The following is a 13,160-nucleotide window of genomic DNA, read 5'->3' as shown; positions in this document are numbered from 1 at the left end:
GGCTCAGCCCTGCTGGGCGGCGGCCGCGGCCTGGTCGATCACCTGGGTGAAGACCTCTGCGGGCTGCGCCCCCACCACGGGTGTGCCGTTGATCACGAAGACCGGCGTGCTCGTCGCGCCCAGCTGGCGGGCGACCTGGGTCTCGCGGCCCACCGCCTCCTCGACGGCGGAGGACGTCATGGCCTTCTGGAAGGCAGCGAGGTCGCGCACCCCCGCCGTCCTGGCGAAGCCGAGGAGCCTGTCGTCGGTGAGGTCAGGGTGACCTGAGGTGGGCGAGGCCGCGAACAGCGCGTGGTGGAACTGCCAGAACCTGCCCTGCGCGCCCGCGGCCCGCGCGGCCTGGGCCGCCCGCTGCGACTTGTCGCCGAAGATCACGAGGTCGTGCCACTCGATGCGCAGCACGCCGGCGTCGACGTACTTCTTGACCAGCTCGGGCTGGGTCTCCAGGGCGAACTTCGCGCAGAAGGGGCACGCGTAGTCGGCGTACTCGATCATCACGACCGGGGCGTCGACCTTGCCCAGGGCGAGCGGGTCGCCGGGGATGCGGCGGGCCGTGTCGGTGACCTTGCCCTGGGTGGTGGGGGAGGACGGCGTCGCCGGCCGAGAGCCGGCCTGCTGCGTGGCGCCCGGCTGGGCCGGGGCCGCTGCCTGCTGGGCCGGGGGACGCAGGAGCAGCATGCCGATGATCACGACGGCGACGACGAGCAGGACCGACAGGACGACGACCTCACGGCTGCGCGTGGCGGAGCGGCGCGGCGGGCTGGACTGGCTGGTCAAGAGGGCCTCCCGGGTGGCACAGATCCTCCACAGGATAGGCGGCGGCGCTCTGGGGGCTGCGGCGCCCCTCCTGCGGCGTCCCCGCGAGGCAGCGTGGCGTCCGTCATACCGGCCTGTCGGTCCTCGCTGCTAGCGTCCGCGATGAGACCGAGCCAGACCGACGACGCCGTCAGCCAAGGAGCGACATGCGCAGCGCCAAGGACTTCTTCGCCCCCCTCGCCGTGGGGGCGCCCGCACCCCTGCGGGAGGTGCCCGCGCGACCCTCGCGGGCGATCCACTTCTTCGACCCGAGCAACGCCAAGATGGCCGCCAAGATCCCCGCGATGGTGGGGCAGGTCGACGTCCTGCTCGGCAACCTCGAGGACGCGGTCAAGGCCGACAACAAGGAGGCCGCGCGCCAGGGCCTGGTGGACATCGGCAAGGCGACGGACTTCGGGCCGACCCAGCTGTGGACGCGCCTCAACGCCCTCGACTCGCCATGGTTCCTGGACGACATCACCACCCTCGTGGCCGAGATCGGCGACAGGCTCGACGTCGTCATGATCCCCAAGGTGCAGGGCGCCGAGGACATCCACTACGTCGACCGGCTGCTCGCCCAGCTCGAGGCCAAGGCCGGGCTGCAGCGCCCGATCCTCGTCCACGCGATCCTCGAGACCGCGCGCGGCATGGCCAACGTCGAGGAGATCTGCGGCGCCTCCCCGCGCATGCAGGGCATCTCCCTCGGCCCCGCCGACCTCGCCGCCGACCGCCGCATGAAGACGACGCGCGTCGGTGGCGGCCACCCCGGCTACCTCGTCCGGCAGGACCCGCCACGCGGCGCCGACGGCACCTCGCAGGTCGACGCCGACCGCAGCACCTACCAGCAGGACCTGTGGCACTACACGATCGCGCGCATGGTCGACGCCTGCGCGATGCACGGGATCTACGCCTACTACGGGCCGTTCGGCGACATCACCGACGTCGTCGCCTGCGAGGACCAGTTCCGCAACGCGTTCCTGCTCGGCTGCGTCGGCACCTGGACGCTGCACCCCAAGCAGATCGAGATCGCGCGGCGCGTGTTCAGCCCGTCGGTCGAGGACATCGCCCACGCCTACAAGGTCAAGGAGGCCATGGGCGACGGCACGGGCGCGGTCATGGTCGACGGCAAGATGGAGGACGACGCGTCCCTCAAGCAGTGCCTGGTCATGGTCGAGCTCGCCGAGCAGCTCGCGGCGATAGACCCCGACCTCAAGAGCGCGTACGACGAAGCCCGCGCCGCGTCCGTCGGCGGACCCGACCAGCAGGAGAAGTGAGATCCCATGGCTGACACCGTCTTCCGCCCCCGCCGGTCCGTGCTCTACATGCCCTCCTCCAACGCGCGGGCGCTGGACAAGGCCAAGACCCTGCCGTGCGACGCGCTGATCCTCGACCTGGAGGACGCCGTCGCTCCCGACGCCAAGGAGGCTGCGCGCGAGGCCGCGTGTGCCGCGGCACGCTCGGGGGAGTACGCCCGCCGCGAGCTGACCATCCGCATCAACGGCATCGGCATGCCCTGGCACGAGGATGACCTGCGCGCCGCCGCTGCTGCTGGGCCCGACGCGATCGTCGTGCCCAAGGTCGGCTCCGCCGACGAGGTCCGCACGCTCGTGGCGGCGATGGAGGACGCCGGGGCACCCGACCGCACCACGTTGTGGGCCATGGTCGAGACCCCGGGGGCCATGCTGCGCGTCGAGGAGATCGCCTCGGCGTCCGACCGGCTCAGCGTGCTCGTCATGGGCACCAACGACCTGGTCAAGGAGCTGTATGCCGAGCACGTGCCCGGACGCCAGCCGCTGCTGGCCGGTCTCGGGCTCGCGCTGCTCGGTGCACGCGCCGCGGGCAAGGCGATCCTCGACGGCGTCTACAACGACGTCAAGGACACCGAGGGCTTCCTCGCGGAGTGCGCGCAGGGTCGTCAGCTGGGCTTCGACGGCAAGACGCTCATCCACCCCGGTCAGGTCGCCGGCGCCAACGAGGCCTTCGCCCCGTCGTCGCAGGCGGTCGAGGACGCCCGCGGCATCCTGCAGGCGTGGGAGGACGGCCAGGGCTCCGGCGTCGTGACCTACAACGGCAGGATGATCGAGAACCTCCACGTCGAGTCCGCCCAGCGCGTGCTCACCATGCACGAGGCGATCACCGCCCTGGAGGCTGAGGCCTCCTAGATCCCGGCGCACCTCGGACCCCGCCGTCCCCCAACGGCCAGGCCTATGCTCGACGGGTGTCGTCCCCCGTCCTCGCGACGAAGCTGTTCGTGCCGGCGCGGCGCCCGAGGCTGGTCCCGCGCCCACGGCTGGCAGCGCGGCTGGACGGCTCTCTCGAGGGCGGTCATCGCCTGACGCTGGTGTCCGCGCCGGCGGGTTTCGGCAAGTCGAGCCTGCTCGCGGACTGGGCGGCGCAGCTGGCGCGGCGGGAGCCGCCGGTCCGGGTCGGGTGGATGAGCCTTGGCGACGAGGACGACGATCTCGCCGCCTTCCTCGCTCTGCTGGCGGCCTCGCTGGCGGGCCTGGACATCCAGGTCGACGGTTCGGCCCTGGGGCGGCACCGTGACGCGACGGCGGCGGCATCCGCCGTGATCGATGCCGTGGTCCGTGCCGACGCCCTCAGGCCGGGCGCCGTGCGGGTGCTGGTGATGGATGACGTCCACCTCGTGCGCGCCCCCGAGGTGCACCAGGCGGTCGCCTTCCTCGTGGACCACCTGCCCGCGGGGCTGCACCTGGTCCTCTCGACCCGCTCCGACCCGCCTCTCGCCCTGGCGCGGCTGCGCGCACGCGGCGAGCTCATCGAGCTGCGTGCGGCCGATCTCCGCTTCACCCGGGCCGAGGCGGAGGACTTCCTGGTCGCGGCGATGGGGCTGACCCTGGACGCCCACGACGTGGATGCCCTCGAGGGCCGGACGGAGGGCTGGATCGCCGGTCTGCAGCTGGTGTCCCTGGCCCTGGGTGGCCGGTCGGGTGGTGGCCAGGCCCACGACTTCGTCCGTGACTTCGCGGGCAGCCACCGCTTCGTCCTCGACTACCTCACCGACGAGGTGCTCGACCGTCAGCCCGCCCCGGTGCGGGAGTTCCTGCTGCGCACGGCAGTCCTGGACCGGCTGTGCGGCCCCGCGTGCGACGCACTCACGGGCCGGACCGACGGCACCGCGATGCTCGAACGGGTCTGGGCCGACAACCTGTTCCTCGTCTCCCTCGACGACGATCGCTCGTGGTACCGCTACCACCACCTGTTCGCCGACGTTCTACGCGCACGACTGAGCGCCCAGGAGCCTGACCTGGTGGCGGACCTGCACCGGCTGGCCAGCCGATGGTTCGCCGCCAACGGATACCTCGTGGAGGCCGTGGGGCAGGCGTTGGCGGGCTCGGACGACGAGCGCGCCGCCTACCTGGTCGAGGACGCCGTTCCCCTGCTGCGACGGAGCCGCCAGGACAGCCTCCTGCTCGGCTGGATCCGGGCTCTCCCACGGGCCCGCGTTCGCGTCAGCCCCGTCCTCTCTCTGGTCTGCGCGTGGTCGTTGATGCTGGAGGGCGACCTCGAGGGCGCCGACGCCCGGCTGGACGACGCTGACGCCGTCCTGGCTGCAGGACGAGCAGACGCATCCCTGGCGGCCGGGTGGGCCCCGACCGACGACCTGCGCTCGGCGCCCGCGACGGTGTCGGTGTATCGCGCTGCGCTCGCCCAGGCTCGCGGCGACCTGGTCGGGGCGGCCTATCACGCGCGCGGCGCCCTCGCCCTCGCCCTGCCCGACGACCACCTCACGCGCGGCGCTGCCACCGGCCTGCTGGCCCTGGCGGCCTGGGCCGCAGGGGAGATGGACGAGGCGCTGTCGACATACGGGCTCGCCCTCGACTGCCTGCGCAGGGCCGGCAACGTGGTGGACGTGCTGGACGGCGGGGTCGTGCTCGCCGACCTGCGGGTGGCGGCGGGTCACCCGGCCAGAGCGCGGAGGGTGTGCGAGGAGAGCTTGCGCGAGGCGCCCCTGCGGGGCGGCCCGCACGCCCGGTCCGTCTCCGACCTTCACGTGGCCCTGGCCGAGCTCGACCACCGCCGTGGTGCCCGTCCGGAGGCGCTGGATCACCTGGAGGTGGCTCGCGAGCTGCGCGAGCGGGCGTCGATCACCGAGAACCGCCACCGGTGGTTCGTGGTGATGGCGCAGGTGCTGGCCGCCGACGGCGACCACGAGACCGCGCTGTCGCAGCTCGACCAGGCGGAGGGGCTCTATCGGCGGGGTTTCTACCCCGAGCTGCGACCCATCCCTGCCATGAGAGCCCGGATCCGGATCGCCTCCGGCGACCTGTCCGGGGCCCAGGCCTGGGCGGACGAGACGGGCGTGCGGGTCACGGACGAGTGCTCCTACCTGGCGTCGTACGAGCAGCTGACGGTGGTCCGGCTCCAGCTGGCCCGCTGCGCGCCGACCCGTCGGACAGGGCGACCGCAGACGCCGTCCTTGCCCTGCTGGACCGCTGCGAGCACACGCTTCCCGCAGGCAGCCGGGCCGAGATCCTGGTGCTGCGGTCCCTGACCCACCTCGCGCTGGGCGACCTCCCGCACGCCGCGTCCGCCTTCGGCCGGGCCTGGAGCGAGGCGCCCGAGACCGGCAGCGACGTCCGGGTGTTCCTGGACGAGGGCGCCCCCATGTCGAGGCTGCTGGAGCACGTCGCTGCTGGTGGGGCCGGACAGGGGGCGGGGACGGTGGCGCGGGAGGCGGCTCGCGGCCTGCTCGACCGACTGCATCGGGGGAACACGTCGGGGGACGGGTCGGGCCTGGTCAGCCCGTTGAGCAGCCGGGAGCGGGACGTGCTGCGGCTCCTCGACTCCGAGCTGACCGGGCCGGAGATCGCCCGCGAGCTGTTCATCACCGTCAACACCCTGCGCACGCACACCAAGCACATCTTCGCCAAGCTCGGGGTGAGCACGCGAGCCCGGGCCGTGCGCCGGTCGCGCGAGGACGACCTGCTGGGTGACCGTCACCGCTGACCCCACCGGCCAGGGGTCACCACGATGATCACCTCGTGTGGTGACGCCAGGGTCACGTCCCGCTCCTAGGTTCAGGTCATCCCCGCAGCACGGGCTACGGGCCGACCGAACAGGAACCGGCATGAACGTCACCTCGACCGCACTCTTCCGGACCTCCGCCGTGTCGGCGGTGGTGGCGGGCCTCCTCTACGCGGGCGTCCAGATCGGGCACCCGCACGCCGACGCCACGACCGTCCTCACGACGGAGTGGGCCGTCCGCAACGCCATCAAGGTGCTGATGGCGGCCACGGCCCTGGTCGGCATCACCGGGATGTACCTGCGCCAGCGACTGGAGATCGGCCTGCTGGGGCTCGTGGGGTACGTCGTGCTGGCCATCGGCTACCTGACCATCATGTGCGTCACCTTCGCGAGCGCCGTCGTCCTCCCCGAGGTGGCCGCGGCGTCCCCGGCCTATGTCGACGACGTCGTTCGCGCAGCCACAGGCGGCCGGGCCGCGGGCGACATCGGCGCGATGCAGGCCGTCCTGGCGGTGTCCGGAGCCACCTTCCTCGCAGGTGGGTTGATCTTCGGTGCCGCGATGTTCCGGGCCCGTGTCCTGGCCCGCTGGGCCTCGGCGCTGCTCGCGCTGGCCAGCGTCCTGACCGCCTCGCTGGCACTCCTGCCCGACTCGTTCTATCGGCTGCTGGCCTATCCGGACTCCCTCGCCCTGGTCGGCCTCGGCCTGTCCTTCTGGGCGTCCGCCCGAACAGCGGGCACCAGGCAGACCGGCGCCTCTCGGCCCGCGGCTCCGGCGGGACGTCCTGCCCCTGCCCGCGCGTCATGAGCTCGGACGACAGGGCCGGCGCTCACGGCATACCGGCCCGGCCTGTCGAGGTGCAGCTGAGGATCGACGGCCACCTGGACGCCCACTGGTCCTCGTGGTTCGACGGTCTGGACATCGTCCGCGAGCCGGACGGCACCACCACGCTGAGTGGCCTGGCAGCTGACCAGGCCGCGCTCCACGGCCTCCTCGCCAAGGCCCGTGACATCGGTGCCGAGCTCATCTCCCTCGACACCCGCGCACCGACAGGGCGATGAGCCCGCACCCACCTCGGCGCACCCCGTCCGGGATCCGCCCACCCACCCACCGCACCGGAGGAAACCATGTCCCAACCCGCACCCGCGACGCTCTTTCGCGTGTCCGCCCTGGCCGGCGGCGCCAGCGCCTTCATCCTGCTCGTGAACGCAGCCAAGCGGGCAGGGGTCGTCCCGACCTCGGCCCTCACCCAGCTGGTGGCACCCCTGGCGGAGGTCCTGGCCCTCGCCCTGGTCGCCGGGCTGTACCTCGCGTTCGGCCGGCGCAGGGGCACCTTCGGACTCGTCGCCTACCTCGTCAACTCGGCTGCCCTCGCAGGGCTGGTCGGCGTCGAGCTCGTCATCAACCTGGTCTTCAGCGAGCTCCCGCGTGGCGCCGTCGCGTCGCTGCGCGCGGGCCCGCTCGGCCTTGCCCTCGTGGTGGTGTCCGTCGCGTTCCTCCTCGGCACGATGGCCTTCGTCGCTTCGTTGCTGCTGTCCCGTGAGGTGCCGGCGGTCCCGTTGGTCCTGTATGCCGTCGGAGCGGTCCCGGTCGCGCTGCGGGCCTCGGTGCCGGAGATCGCCCTGGACCTGGGGCTGCTGACCATGGCCGTGGGGATCGCTGCGCTGTCCGCCTGGATGTACTCCAGGTCGGCCGTCCTCCGCACCTGGGACGCACAGCCGGCCACGATCGGCCCGGCCCAGGCCACCGCCTGACGGTGTGGTCAGCCGAGGCGCCCGTCCCCACCCCTGGGGCCGGGCGTCCTCGGCCCTCCGGTCGAGGTGCCGCCCGCCCGGGCTCGTGACAGGGTGTCACCATGGCCGTGTTCGAGGAGCTGGACCTGCCGATGCCGGACGGGGTGTGCGACGCCTATGTCGCCCGCCCCGCCGAGGACGGACCCCACCCGCCGGTGCTCCTGATCATGGACGCCATCGGGCTGCGGCCGCGGATCCGGGAGATGGCCGAGCGCCTGGCGGACGACGGCTACGTCGTGCTGGCGCCCAACGTCTACTACCGGGCCGGGCGCCAGCCGCTGATCGACCCCTCGTTCCTGTCCGCCGAGCGGGGGGAGGAGCGGCATACGATCATCTCCCGTCTGCTCGCCAGCCTGACCCGAGAGCACTGGGAGGCCGACGGCCCCGCCTATCTCGAGCACGTCCAGGGTCTCGACGACGTCGCTGACGACGACGTGCGGGTCGTGGGTTACTGCATGGGCGGGGGGCTCGCGCTGCGGCTGGCGGCACAGTGCCCCGACGACGTGTCGGCGGTCTGTGGGTTCCACGCCGGACGGCTGGTGACCGACGGCCCCGAGAGCCCGCACCACGTGCTGCCCGACGTCGAGGCCCGCATCTACTTCGGCTTCGCCGACCAGGACCCCAGCATGACCAGGTCGCAGATCGAGCGCCTGCGGCTGGCCGCCGAGGAGGCGGACTGCGACTACGAGGGCGAGATCTATCCGGGCGCCGCTCACGGGTTCACGATGAGTGACCTCCCGGCCTACGACGAGCGCGCCACCGCGCGGCACTGGGAGGCGCTGCTCCAGGTCTTCGACGAGGCCTGACCCGTCAGCCGACGGTTCGTTCGAGCGCTGCCTCGACCAGCCTCCTTGCCGCCCGCAAGGCCCGCACACGGTCGGTGTCCGAGATGAACGCCGATCCGTAGTGCGCTCCAGGCTTGAGCCGGACGAGCTTGCTCAGCTCGTTTCCCAGGGCGCGGTCGACGCGCCCGAGGACCCGCGCGGCCTCGGCGTGGTCATCGCCGGAGTACCGCGATCCGGTCGCAGCGATGCAGATGGCATCAGAGGCAGCGATGCCAGACAGGACCGCGATCCCGATCACGACGTTGTTGGCGCCCGGCCCCTCCTCGGTGGCTGCGAGCTCTGCGACGTCGAGGTAGCGCGCGGCAATGATGCGACGGGCCTTCGCCTGACCTCGGTCGCCGGGGCTGGACCGCGTCGGTGTCATGCCGGGCTTCTCTCTGTGGCCAGTCGCGCGATCAGGGGCCCGAGGGATTCTCCCGCCAGCGTGATGGAGTCCTCGCGCCAGGACCTGATCAGCGGTTCGTCGGCCTCCACGGCTCGGCGCAGGTCCTCCTGCGTGGTGTCGAGCCAGGACAACGTGTTGCCCGTCCACTGCCAGACGAGGCGCTCCAGCTCGGCCAGCTGATCGCTCCACGCCTCGGCTTGTGCCTCGTCGAGGTGCGGAGGGCGGACGACCAGGACGTCGATGTCCGAGTCCGAGCCGGCCTCTCCTCGCGACAAGGAGCCGTAGAGAGACGCGTGGAGGCAGGGCACCCGCCACCCCTCGATCTGCTTGGTGAGCCTCGAACGCACCTCGGAGGCCGCCTTGGACGCCGCGAGCACGACAGGGGCGAGAAGGTGCTCACGGTTGAGGCGGTAGAGGTGGGCGCGACCGGCCGGCTCCACGATGACGAGTCCCTGGTGGGCAAGACGTCCGAGGGCCTGCGTCATCGCCGTGTGGCTACCTCGTCGTGCGAGCTCGGCGATGCCTCGGCCGGTGAGAGCGCTCTCGGTCCCGGCGAGGACAGTCAGGGCCTCGCCCTCGAGCGACGGCGTGATGGCGCTCAGGGGATGTGACAGGTCCATGAACCAATGATGGCAGGTCAACGCTCCATGTGGAAGCCTTGGACGCCATACGGGCCTCTGGCGCCTTGCCCCAGGCGACGAGTGGCGTGGGAAGTCGGGTCGTTCAGGGACGAAAGACCTTGCCGGGATTCATGATTCCGTGCGGGTCGAGCGCCGCCTTGATGGCTCGGTGCAGGTCCACGACCGGTTCGCCGAGCTCGGCGTGCAGCCCGTCCCGCTTGAGGGTGCCCACGCCGTGCTCGCCGGAGATGGTGCCGCCGAGCTCGAGGCAGGCCGCGATGATCTCCTCGAAGGCCCGGTGCGCTCGCTCGAGCTGCTCGGCGTCTCCCGGGGTGGTGACGAGCAGCGGGTGCAGGTTGCCGTCGCCCGCGTGGGCGGCGTTGGCGATCGTGGTGCCGTGGCGCACGCCGATCTGCTGGATGCGCTCGAGCATCGGGACCACCTGGTCCTTGGGCACGCAGACGTCCTCGGTGAGGATCGTGCCGAGGCGCTCGGCGGCGGGATAGGCGAGGCGGCGCGCGGCGAACAGCAGCTCGCCCTCCTCCTCGTCCTCCGCCACCGCGGCGTCGACCGCCCCCGCGGCGCGGAACACCTCGGCCATGGTCTCGGCCTCGGCGTCGCCCCGCTCGCCGGGGGTGTCGACGCGGCCGAGCAGCATCGTGTCGGCCTCGGTGGTCAGGCCCATGTGCTGCCAGTCGTCGACGGCCCGCAGCAGGGTCCGGTCCATCAGCTCGAGCAGCGAGGGCGTGAGCCCGGCCTCCGCCACGGCGGTGACGGCCCGCCCCGCCGACAAGAGGTCGGGGAAGAAGCCCGCGACGGTGCGCTCCGGCTCGCGGGCCGGTCGCAGCCGCACGGTGACCTCGGTGATGATGCCGAGCGTCCCCTCCGAGCCCGTCATCAGTCCGACGAGGTCGTAGCCCACGACCCCCTTGGCGGTGCGCCGACCGACCCGCACGATCTCGCCGGTCCCCGTGACGACCTCCAGCGCCAGGACGTAGTCCCTGGTCACGCCGTACTTCACGCAGCACATGCCGCCGGCGTTGGTCGCGACGTTGCCGCCGATGGTCGACCAGGGCGCGCTGCCTGGGTCCGGGGGATACCAGAGCCCCTGCTCGGCGGCGGCAGCGCGCAGCCGGTCGTTGACCACGCCGGGCTGGACGACGGCGAGCCGGTCCAGGGTGTTGATCTCGAGGACCTGGTCCAGGCGCTCGAGGCTGAGCACGATCCACCCGGCCTCGGCGTTCGCGGCGCCGGACAGGCCGGTCCCCGCTCCTCGGGCGACGACCGGGGTGCCGTGCTCGAGGCACGCCTGCACCGTGGCCTGCACCTCGCTCGTCGACCGGGCTCGCACGACGGCGGCCGGCGATCCCCAGGCTCCCCACTCGGCCTGGTCACGGGCATAGGCGATCATCGCGCCGGGGTCGGTCATGACCCGGTCGGCGGGGAGGCGCGCGAGGAGGGAATCAACGATCGAGGTCACGGTCCGACCCTAGGGGAACCGCTCGACCGGCGCGGCACAGGGTGCCATCGGTCAGGGCACCACCGCGGTGTAGGCGTTGAGCGCCAGCTGCCCGCCGAGGTGGGCGTAGAGGACGGTGCTGCTCGCCGGGATCTCCCTGCTGGAGACGAGGTCGACCAGGCCGGCCATCGACTTGCCCTCGTAGACGGGGTCGATGATGACGCCCTCCAGCCGGCCGGTGAGGCGGATGGCCTCGATCGTCGACGCGACCGGGATGCCGTACTTGTCGCCGGCCCACCCCGCCAGCACGGTGATCTCGTCGTCGCGCAGGTCGCGCTCCAGGCCGAGGAGCCCTGCCGTGTGCCGGGCGATGCGGCCCACCTGGTCGCGGGTCTTGTCGAGGGTGGCCGACGCGTCGATGCCGATGACCCGGCGCGGCCGTCCGCCTGCAGCCTCGAGCTCGGCGAAGCCCGCGATCATGCCAGCGTGGGTCGAGCCGGTGACGGTGCACACGACGATGGTGTCGAAGAAGACGTCGAGCTCCGCCTCCTGCTGGGCGACCTCGTGAGCCCAGCCGGCGAAGCCCAGTCCGCCGAGGGGGTGCTCGGACGCCCCGGCCGGGATGGGGTAGGGCTTGCCGCCCCGCTCCTCGACCTCCCGCAGCGCGTCCTCCCAGCTGCTGCGGATGCCGATGTCGAAGCCGTGGGGGTCGAGGCGCACGTCGGCGCCCATGATCCGCGAGAGCTGGATGTTGCCGACGCGGTCGTTGAGGGGGTCCGGCCAGTCGACCCAGGTCTCCTGCACGAGGAGGGCCTGCAGCCCGAGGTGGGCGGCGACGGCTGCGACCTGGCGGGTGTGGTTGCTCTGGTAGCCCCCGATCGAGACCAGGGTGTCGGCGCCGGAGGCGAGCACGTCGGGGACGATGTACTCAAGCTTGCGAGTCTTGTTGCCGCCGAAGGCGAGTCCGGAGCTGACGTCCTCCCGCTTGGCCCACACCTGGGCGCCACCGAGGTGCGCGCTGAGGCGCCTGAGGGGATGGATCGGGCTGGGTCCGAAGGTGAGGGGATGGCGGTCGAAGTCGGCGATGCCCATCGGGAGCTCCTTTGCTCGGGTGAAATCCAATATATTGCCGAGCGGCCTCCTCGGCAACGGGTCCTATATTCAGACCATGCCGATCCCCGAGTCACCGGGCCTGCCGAAACGGTCCCTGCTGCGTGACCACGCCTACGAGGCCATCCGGGACGCCATCGTCGCCGGGACGCTCGCTCCGGGGGAGCGGCTGCGCGATCCCGAGCTGGAGGGGTGGCTCGGCGTCAGCCGCACCCCGATCCGTGAGGCGCTGCTGCGCCTCGAGCGGGCCCGCCTGGTGGTGGCGACGCCCGGCCGGGCCACGATCGTCGCACCGGTCGATCAGGAGTCGACGCGGGACGCCCAGCAGGTCGCGGCGGCCATGCACGAGCTCGCGGCGCGGGTCGCCACGCCTCGCCTGGCGGCGTGGGACCTAGAGCAGCTCGAGGAGGTCAACGCGGCGTTCGCGGAGGCGCTGCACGCCCTCGACGCCGAGCGAGCCATCGAGGCGGACGACGCCTTCCACGGGGTCTTCGTCGCCCGGAGCGGCAACGTCGTCGTGCCCGAGGTGCTCGAGCGGGTGGTCCCGGTCCTGCGGCGGGTGGAGCGGATGCGGTTCACGACCTACGCCGGCCGCGGCAGCGCCGACCAGCACGCCGCCATCATCGCGGCCGCCCGCGCGGGCGACGCGGAGCGCGCCGCGACCCTGAGCCGCGACAACTGGCTCTCCCTGCGCTTCACCTTCTCGGGCTGATGAGGGCCGTATGACGAAGGAGCGGCCCCCCGTCATACGGGGAACCGCTCCTCGCTGTGTCCGTGAGACCCGAGGCGGGTCAGGCCTCCCACTCCACGAGGACCTGGCCGCCCTGGACGGCGTCGCCGACGGCCACGTCGACCGCGGCGATCCGGCCGTCCTTGGGCGCCGTGACCTCGGTCTCCATCTTCATGGCCTCGAGGACGAGCAGGGTCTCGCCCTCCTTGACCTCCTGGCCCGCCTCGACGAGCACCTTGACGACGGTGCCCGCGATGTTGGCGGTGAGGGCGTTGGACGCGCTGGCCGGGGCCTTCGCGCTGGTGGGGGCCACGCCGTGGGCGGACATGCTGCCCACGAGGACGGCACCCAGGCTCGGTCGGGGCTCCTCCTCCACCTCGACGTCGACGTCGTAGACCGATCCGTTGACGGTCACCTTCAGCTTCATGTCAGTCCT

General features: G+C 72.3%; 15 protein-coding genes. 9 read left to right on the top strand and 6 right to left on the bottom strand.

The window, feature by feature from the left end; translation table 11 throughout:
• Positions 1-3: 3 nt before the first annotated feature.
• Positions 4-777, bottom strand: coding sequence for a DsbA family protein (locus B4K29_RS01315; RefSeq protein ID WP_029211535.1), 774 nt, complete (start codon positions 775-777; stop codon positions 4-6).
• Positions 778-962: 185 nt separating this feature from the next.
• Between B4K29_RS01315 and B4K29_RS01310 the strand changes: the two genes are divergently transcribed.
• The 8 genes from B4K29_RS01310 to B4K29_RS01275 all read left to right on the top strand — a co-directional run bounded on the left by B4K29_RS01310 (position 963) and on the right by B4K29_RS01275 (position 8,381).
• Positions 963-2,069 (top strand): HpcH/HpaI aldolase/citrate lyase family protein, encoded by a 1,107-nt coding sequence (locus B4K29_RS01310; RefSeq protein ID WP_286958513.1) that lies wholly within the window; start codon positions 963-965, stop codon positions 2,067-2,069.
• Positions 2,070-2,075: 6 nt separating this feature from the next.
• A complete protein-coding gene (locus B4K29_RS01305; RefSeq protein WP_029211533.1) occupies positions 2,076-2,957 on the top strand; it encodes an HpcH/HpaI aldolase/citrate lyase family protein in 882 nt (293 codons plus the stop codon).
• A gap of 56 nt (positions 2,958-3,013) precedes the next feature.
• Entirely contained in the window at positions 3,014-5,311 is a 2,298-nt protein-coding gene (locus B4K29_RS01300; RefSeq protein WP_286961711.1) for a helix-turn-helix transcriptional regulator, read from the top strand.
• Positions 5,296-5,766, top strand: a complete 471-nt coding sequence (locus tag B4K29_RS01295) for a helix-turn-helix transcriptional regulator (RefSeq protein ID WP_286961710.1) — start codon at positions 5,296-5,298, stop codon at positions 5,764-5,766. Before B4K29_RS01300 ends, B4K29_RS01295 begins: the two co-directional genes overlap by 16 nt.
• A 121-nt stretch (positions 5,767-5,887) precedes the next feature.
• Positions 5,888-6,589 carry a hypothetical protein gene (locus tag B4K29_RS01290; RefSeq protein ID WP_286966244.1) on the top strand — a complete coding sequence of 234 codons (702 nt, stop codon included), beginning with the start codon at positions 5,888-5,890 and terminating at the stop codon, positions 6,587-6,589.
• Complete coding sequence (locus B4K29_RS01285) at positions 6,586-6,843, top strand: hypothetical protein (protein ID WP_286959131.1); 258 nt, start codon at positions 6,586-6,588, stop codon at positions 6,841-6,843. The genes B4K29_RS01290 and B4K29_RS01285 overlap by 4 nt, the downstream gene beginning before the upstream one ends.
• Before the next feature lie 66 nt (positions 6,844-6,909).
• Positions 6,910-7,536 (top strand): hypothetical protein, encoded by a 627-nt coding sequence (locus tag B4K29_RS01280; RefSeq protein ID WP_286959130.1) that lies wholly within the window; start codon positions 6,910-6,912, stop codon positions 7,534-7,536.
• 101 nt (positions 7,537-7,637) lie between these two features.
• Positions 7,638-8,381 carry a dienelactone hydrolase family protein gene (locus B4K29_RS01275; RefSeq protein ID WP_029211530.1) on the top strand — a complete coding sequence of 248 codons (744 nt, stop codon included), beginning with the start codon at positions 7,638-7,640 and terminating at the stop codon, positions 8,379-8,381.
• A 4-nt stretch (positions 8,382-8,385) separates the two neighbouring features.
• On the opposite strand, the gene B4K29_RS01270 is transcribed toward B4K29_RS01275, so the two are convergent.
• The 4 genes from B4K29_RS01270 to B4K29_RS01255 all read right to left on the bottom strand — a co-directional run bounded on the left by B4K29_RS01270 (position 8,386) and on the right by B4K29_RS01255 (position 11,976).
• Positions 8,386-8,784 carry a hypothetical protein gene (locus B4K29_RS01270; RefSeq protein WP_029211529.1) on the bottom strand — a complete coding sequence of 133 codons (399 nt, stop codon included), beginning with the start codon at positions 8,782-8,784 and terminating at the stop codon, positions 8,386-8,388.
• A complete protein-coding gene (locus B4K29_RS01265; protein WP_029211528.1) occupies positions 8,781-9,425 on the bottom strand; it encodes a nucleotidyltransferase domain-containing protein in 645 nt (214 codons plus the stop codon). Before B4K29_RS01265 ends, B4K29_RS01270 begins: the two co-directional genes overlap by 4 nt.
• Positions 9,426-9,528: 103 nt before the next feature.
• On the bottom strand, positions 9,529-10,905 hold the full coding sequence (locus B4K29_RS01260; protein ID WP_286966243.1) for an FAD-binding oxidoreductase: 1,377 nt from the start codon (positions 10,903-10,905) through the stop codon (positions 9,529-9,531).
• Between the two features lie 51 nt (positions 10,906-10,956).
• The gene (locus tag B4K29_RS01255; protein WP_019285117.1) at positions 10,957-11,976 is read right to left on the bottom strand and encodes a 1-aminocyclopropane-1-carboxylate deaminase; all 1,020 of its coding nucleotides are present in this window, start codon (positions 11,974-11,976) and stop codon (positions 10,957-10,959) included.
• Positions 11,977-12,052: 76 nt separating this feature from the next.
• On the opposite strand from B4K29_RS01255, the gene B4K29_RS01250 reads away from it, so the two are divergent.
• Positions 12,053-12,706 carry a GntR family transcriptional regulator gene (locus B4K29_RS01250; RefSeq protein WP_286966242.1) on the top strand — a complete coding sequence of 218 codons (654 nt, stop codon included), beginning with the start codon at positions 12,053-12,055 and terminating at the stop codon, positions 12,704-12,706.
• A gap of 79 nt (positions 12,707-12,785) precedes the next feature.
• Here the strand turns inward: B4K29_RS01250 and B4K29_RS01245 are convergent, their stop codons facing one another.
• Positions 12,786-13,151, bottom strand: a complete 366-nt coding sequence (locus tag B4K29_RS01245; protein ID WP_019285115.1) for a biotin/lipoyl-containing protein — start codon at positions 13,149-13,151, stop codon at positions 12,786-12,788.
• Positions 13,152-13,160: the final 9 nt, after the last annotated feature.

The sequence above is a fragment of the Arsenicicoccus sp. UBA6765 genome, assembly GCF_002453335.1.
Classification (GTDB): Bacteria; Actinomycetota; Actinomycetes; order Actinomycetales; family Dermatophilaceae; genus Arsenicicoccus; species Arsenicicoccus bolidensis.
The sequence above is the reverse complement of the archived record's forward strand: the minus strand, read 5'-3'. Positions and strand labels throughout refer to the sequence as shown.